Origin of the sequence: Brotaphodocola sp. (genome assembly GCF_050873065.1) — a bacterium.
Taxonomy (GTDB): Bacteria; Bacillota; Clostridia; order Lachnospirales; family Lachnospiraceae; genus Brotaphodocola.
Genome location: NZ_JBNMIC010000086.1, coordinates 1 through 6,875, shown reverse-complemented (window position 1 = coordinate 6,875; position 6,875 = coordinate 1). Strand labels below are relative to the sequence as shown.

Sequence of the window (6,875 nt, the reverse complement as noted above, 5' to 3'; positions counted from 1 at the left end):
GGATAAACGAGATCCCGCCATCGCGAATCTCCACCATCACAGCGCTCGCTTTCGCATCGATCGCATTCTCGAGAAGTTCCTTCACAACCGAAGCCGGTCTCTCTATGACCTCTCCGGCTGCAATCTGATTGATTGTGCTCTGGTCAAGCACATGTATCTCCGGCATCCTCGCGTCTCCTTTCTGAGCAAATTACGCATTATTCCCGCTCCAGCGGTTCTTAAGTCTAGTCTGAAGACGATAGAGCGTATTCAGCGCATCGATCGGTGTCATTGTTCCAAGTTCCATCGTCTTGAGTTCCTCAATGATGTCGTCCTCCCTGACCGTGTCAAACAGCGTCAGTTGACTCATCTCCACATCGTCCGGCTTCGGAACCGGCTTATGGGAGGAAGACGGCACACTGCTTTGTGCAATCTCCTTCGCGCGCGTTGCAAGATCGGCACTGCTGAGTTCCTCGACAAGCTCCTTTGCACGGTTGATCACAGAGTCCGGCACTCCCGCAAGTTTTGCAACCTGAATTCCGTAACTCTTGTCCGCGCCGCCCTTCACAATCTTTCTGAGGAAGACGATGTCATCGCCCTGCTCCTTGACTGCGATGCAGTAGTTGTTGACTCCGCTCATAATGCCCTCAAGCTCCGTGAGCTCATGGTAGTGGGTCGCAAACAGTGTTTTGGCTCCGAGCAGCTTCGTGTTGCTGATGTGCTCCACGACCGCCCACGCAATGCTGAGTCCGTCAAACGTGCTCGTTCCCCGTCCGATCTCATCGAGAATCAGAAGGCTGTTTCGCGTTGCATTTCTCAAAATGTTTGCGACCTCGGTCATCTCGACCATGAACGTACTCTGTCCGCTTGCGAGATCATCGGAAGCGCCGACACGCGTGAAGATCCGGTCGCAGATTCCGATATTTGCCTGATCCGCCGGAACGAAACTTCCGATTTGTGCCATCAGCACAATCAGTGCAGTCTGGCGCATGTATGTCGACTTTCCCGCCATATTCGGTCCGGTGATGATCGAGATCCGGTTTTTTCCGTTGTCAAGACACGTATCATTTGCGACAAAGAGATCATCTCTCATCATCTTCTCGACAACCGGATGACGTCCGCCCTTGATCTGGATTGTTCCGCGCTCATTGATCGACGGTTTCACATAGTTGTTGCGGGTCGCAACGGTCGAGAGGGAGGCATAGACATCGATCTCCGCAATCGCGCGCGCTGTCTGCTGGATCCGCACAACCTGGGCACCGACGGCATCACGCACCTGACAGAACAGGTCGTACTCTAGTGAGAACAGCTTGTCCTCTGCACCGAGAATCACGCTCTCGAGATCCTTGAGCTTTTCTGTTGTGTAGCGCTCCGCATTCGTCAGCGTCTGCTTGCGGATAAAATAATCCGGGACAAGATCCTTAAATGAGTTTGTAACCTCAAAATAATAGCCGAAAACACGGTTGTACTTCACTTTCAAGCTCTTGATTCCGGTATTTTCGCGCTCCTGCGCCTCAAGCTCTGCAAGCCACGTCTTTCCCTCCGTCTTTGCCTGACGCAGGCGGTCTGCCTCCTCAGAAAAGCCCTCACGGATGATTCCGCCCTCACGCACCGTGATCGGCGGCTCCTCGACAATCGCGCGGCTGATCAGATCCTTCAGATCCTCAAGACCATCCAGCTGCTCCTCAAGCACCTTGAGATTCTCGCTCGTAAACTCTTTTAAGAGCGTCTTGATGTGAGGCACCATCTCGATTGAACAGCAGAATGCGAGAAGGTCGCGCGGATTCGCACTCTTGTAGCTGATCCGGGAGATCAGCCGCTCAAGATCATAAATCGGGTTTAAATACTCCCCAAGCTCCTCCCTGCTGATGTAGTTGAGGTTGAGCTCCTCGATTGCCTGCTGACGTTTGAGAATCTCTTCTTTGTTGATGAGTGGCTGTTCAATCCAGTTTCTAAGGAGTCTCGCTCCCATTGCCGTGCGCGTCTTGTCGAGCACCCAGAGAAGACTTCCCCGCTTCTGTTTCTCGCGCATCGTCTCGAGAAGCTCAAGATTCCGCCTCGTCGACGAGTCAAGGATCATAAAGTTTCCACTTGCGTAAGAGACGATCGTCGTCAGGTGATCGAGAGTATTTTTCTGGGTCTCATAGAGGTACTGAAGAACAGCTCCCGCAGCGATCACGCCGCAGTCATAATCCCCGAGACCAAGTCCCTCAAGGCTTGCAACCTTGAAATGTTCCCGCAGAATCTTTCTGCAATTCTCATCCTGGAAAAAATGCGCATCGAGGGAAGAGACTGTAAAGTGATAACGGTCTTTCATGTCATCGAGGCTGATCCCGGACATGACGAACGCATCGTTACAGATGATCTCCGCCGGCGCAAACTTGTGAATCTCGTCAAAAAGGGAGCGCTCCGAGGATACCTCCGTCACCAGAAAATCTCCGGTCGTGATATCCGCGACGGACACTCCCATCTTGTCATCGAGATAGACAATTCCCATCAGATAATTGTTCTTCGTCTCATCGAGCGCCTGCGCACTCGTGATCGTTCCGGGTGTTACCACCCGGATAACCTCACGCTTCACAAGTCCTTTTGCAAGCTTCGGATCTTCCATCTGCTCGGCGATTGCGACCTTGTACCCTTTCTGGACCAGTCTGCTCAGATAAGAATCCACTGCATGATACGGAACTCCGCACATCGGTGCCCGCTCTTCGAGTCCACATTCCTTTCCGGTCAGAGTGATCTCAAGCTCCCTTGATGCCGTCAGCGCATCGTCAAAAAACATCTCATAGAAATCACCCAGCCGATAAAACAGGATGCAGTCCGGATACTGTTTCTTTGTCTCCATATAGTGCTGCATCATTGGTGATAAACCAGCCATGTCTCAAAAACTCCTTATCTTATCTCATCGTTCCCATGTAGTAAAAGCCTTTCGACTCTTCCAGATAGACATCCACAATCTTGCCGATCAGACTCTGATCTCCCGGGAAATGTACGACCGTATTGTTGGAGAGACGGCCCGTCACATATCCTTCCTGATGATCGTCCATGACCTCTGCAAGAACCTTCTGGACGGTGTGCACATCACGGCCGCACACCTCAGCGGAAATCTTCTGAACTTCCTTTAAGAGACGGTCAAAGCGGACTTTCACAACGTCCTCCGGAACCTGCTCCATCGCTGCTGCCGGGGTTCCGCGGCGCACGGAGTAGATGAACGTGAATGCACTGTCAAAACGGACGCGGCGCACGACATCGAGAGTCTCCTCAAAGTCCTCCTCCGTCTCTCCCGGGAATCCCACAATAATATCGGTCGTCAGGGAGATATCCGGCATTGCCTCACGGATGCGCTCCACCAGATTTAAGTAATCCTCTTTTGTATAACGGCGGTTCATCGCCTTTAAGATACGGCTGCTTCCGGACTGAAGCGGAAGATGCAGATGATTGCAGACCTTATCGCACTCTTTCATCGCCAGAATCAGCTCATCGGACAGATCCTTCGGATGAGAAGTCATAAAGCGGATGCGCTCAAGTCCCTCGATCTCATTGATCTGGCGCAGAAGCTCGGCAAAAGTCACCGGGTTTTCCAGATTTTTTCCGTAGGAGTTTACATTCTGGCCGAGAAGCATGACCTCGACAACCCCGTCTGCGACGAGACGGCGAATCTCTGCAAGGATCTCCTCCGGCTCACGGCTTCTCTCACGTCCGCGCACATACGGAACGATGCAGTAGCTGCAGAAGTTGTTGCAGCCAAACATGATGTTGACACCGGACTTGAACGGATATTTGCGCTCCACAGGAAGATCCTCAACGATCTCCTCTGCCTCCTTCTGGATGTCAACGACCATCTTCTTGCCGGTCAGACGGTTGTACACGATCTCCGCCAGCTTATAGATGTTGTGGGTTCCAAAAATAATATCCACAAACGGATAGCTCTTTTTGATCTTCTCAACAACGGCTGCCTCCTGCATCATGCAGCCGCACAGACCGATGAGCATCGACGGATTCTTTCTCTTGATCGCGCCAAGCTGGCCAAGACGGCCGTAGACTTTCTGGTTTGCATTATCACGCACGGTACAGGTGTTGTAAAGCACCAGATCCGAGTTCTCGCTGTCTGACTCCTGAAAGCCCATCTTCTCCAGAATTCCAAGAAGTTTCTCGGAATCTCTCGCATTCATCTGGCATCCGAATGTGTTGATGCAGCAGGTCAGCGGGCGGCCTAAGGAACGGGAAAGTTCACTGACAAGCTCTGCGGATTTCTCTGTGAAATACTGCTGTCTTGCCGGCTCTTTCTCCGGAATCTCCGAAATTTCCTGTGATTTATTCAAATGATCCATTCTCATTACTCCATTTTTCTTTTTCTCTTGTTTTCTTTTTCTCTTAGTTCTTGTTTTCTCTTACTTAAACTTATCGGGTTCTTATTTTCTGTTTTATGTTTCTTGATTTAAGTCGGCGCAAGCACCGGCTTGGCGCATACACGCGCATCAGGAAAATATTATAGCACAACTAAAAAATTATTTACAACTAAAACTTTATCAAAACACAAAAATTGCCCCGATAAAGAAAAGCTTCGGAAAAAATCCGGAAATACCCCAGAAATCCCCTGGAAATAAGCGACTGAAAACGGACAGCCAAACTGGACGGTGGGAAATCAAAAAAGAAAAGAGAATCGCGCAAAAACAGGCAGAACAGATTTCTCTGTCCTGCCTGCATTGCTTCTGATCCAGTATTCCGTATTTGATTGATTAGATGTTCAGAAGATCGCTGAACTCCTTGAGTGCTCCGTCGGTGTCGTGAGCCAGTACGCGCTTTGCGAGTACCTTTCCGAGCTGTACACCCTCCTGGTCGAAGCTGTTGATATTCCACAGGAATCCCTGGAACATGATCTTGTTCTCAAAGTGCGCAAGAAGTGCACCGATGGTTCTCGGGGTTACCTCATCACCGATGATGATGCTGGACGGACGTCCACCCTCGAAATTCTTGTTGCGGTTCTCATCGGACTTACCGCAGGCAAATGCTACGATCTGGGCTGCAACATTCGCACAGAGTTTCTGCTGGCTTGTGCTTCCCTGAATCACAACATCCGTCTTCAGCTGGCTGTTCTTAAAGCCGACAAACTGAAGCGGAACAATGTCGGTTCCCTGATGCAGAAGCTGATAGAAGGAATGCTGACCGTTTGTTCCCGGCTCACCGAAGATGATCGGTCCGGTCGGGTAGCTCACGCGCTCACCGAAACGGTTTACGCACTTACCGTTCGATTCCATATCAAGCTGCTGAAGATGTGCCGGGAAACGGCTCAGTGCCTGAGAATACGGAAGAACAGCGGTGCACGGATAGCCGAGTACGTTGCGCTCGTAGACGCCGATCATCGCATCGAGCATCTCCGGATTCTCACGCAGACTCTTCTTTGCAGAGAGCTTGTCCTCCTCTGCTGCGCCCTCCAAAAACTGTGCGAATACTTCCGGTCCGAATGCAAGAGACAGAACGGCACCGCCGACTGCGGAGCTGGAAGAATAACGTCCGCCGATATAGTCATCCATGAAGAAAGCTGCCAGATAATCATCGCTCTTTGCAAGCGGAGAGGTCTCACTGGTGACTGCAACCATATGCTTGGATGCATCAAGACCTGCATTCTTCAGCGCATCCTTCACGAAGGACTCATTTGTCAGAGTCTCAAGCGTCGTGCCGGACTTGGAAACCAGAACGAACAGGGAGTGTGCCACATCAATGGAATTCAGCACTGCTGCCGCATCATCCGGATCTACGTTGCTGATGAACTTTGCCTCCATCTTGAAAGTGCCGTTCTTCTTTGCCCAGTTCTCCAGAGCCAGATAAATCGCACGCGGGCCAAGATCACTTCCGCCGATACCGATCTGTACTACGGTTGTGAACTTCTCACCTGCTGCGTTTACAATCTCGCCTGCATGTACCTTATTTGCAAATTCTGCGATGCGGTTCTGCTGCTCCACATAGAATTTCCGCTTGTCCACCCCATCTGCGACAACCGGATTGCCGAGCTGTCCGCGGGTCAGCTGATGAAGAACAAGACGCTTCTCACCGGTGTTGATCACCTCACCGTTGTAGAGAGCCTCAAACTTCTCTGCCAGCTGTGCCTCCTCTGCCAGTTTCTCCATCGCATCGAGAACCTTGTCATCCACCTGCTTTGCAGCATAATTGTAGACAAACCCCTCTGCCATCGGAACACTGTACTTCTTTACTCTCTCTGCCCCGCTCTCTCCGGTCATTGCCTCAATCAGATTCACGCGATCTGTCTTCTCGAGATTCTCGAAAGAAGTAAGGGTATCCAAGTTTTTCCAAGCAACCATAATATACTCCTCCTGCTATCATTCTTTTTCGCAGCGGCCACAGTCTGAAGCACTCAGCACCTGCGAGTCCGCCGCTTCTCTGATCTGACTCTCCGATCAATCTTATTGACCTGTCAAGATCGTTAAAATAGCTACTTTCAATTATACTATGAAATTTCAGAAAATACAAGAAAAAGGAGCAGAACCTTTTTGCGATTCCACCCCTTTTTCCAAGTTCTCATATGTTTTGCGACAATCTGACAATCTTGTCAAATAATCGCGCACATATTCCAACGATCTGTAATGCTATTTGATTTATTTCTGCTGAGTAAAGCTGTAATTTGCAGTCTCTGCCGGGCCAGCATGCTTATGCTGGGACAGCGGCATAACGTGCATATTTCCGCGCTGCTCGTTCTCTGCCCAGTAGATATCGTCTGCCATCTTTGCCTCCGGGTTGAAGGTAACACCCTCGAAGATGTGCTTTACGAACTCCTTGTAGCCGACACGGTCGATCAGGTGACCACCATGCAGGTACTCCGGCTTGTAATCCAGAGCCCATGCGGAGAACTTCTGCCAGTTTGCGAACATTCCAAGGAT

Annotated in this window: 3 protein-coding genes and 1 pseudogene; all 4 read right to left on the bottom strand. The window is 50.6% G+C overall.

Annotation, left to right across the window (positions count from 1 at the left end):
- Positions 1-190: 190 nt before the first annotated feature.
- On the bottom strand, positions 191-2,857 hold the full coding sequence (gene mutS, locus ACR0QE_RS12740) for a DNA mismatch repair protein MutS (protein ID WP_432628712.1): 2,667 nt from the start codon (positions 2,855-2,857) through the stop codon (positions 191-193).
- 19 nt (positions 2,858-2,876) lie between these two features.
- Positions 2,877-4,316, bottom strand: coding sequence for a tRNA (N6-isopentenyl adenosine(37)-C2)-methylthiotransferase MiaB (gene miaB / locus ACR0QE_RS12735; RefSeq protein WP_432628711.1), 1,440 nt, complete (start codon positions 4,314-4,316; stop codon positions 2,877-2,879).
- Positions 4,317-4,718: 402 nt separating this feature from the next.
- Entirely contained in the window at positions 4,719-6,299 is a 1,581-nt protein-coding gene (locus ACR0QE_RS12730) for a glucose-6-phosphate isomerase (protein ID WP_432628710.1), read from the bottom strand.
- Positions 6,300-6,593: 294 nt separating this feature from the next.
- Positions 6,594-6,875, bottom strand: a pseudogene (locus ACR0QE_RS12725) (sulfite reductase subunit C); the annotation flags it as partial.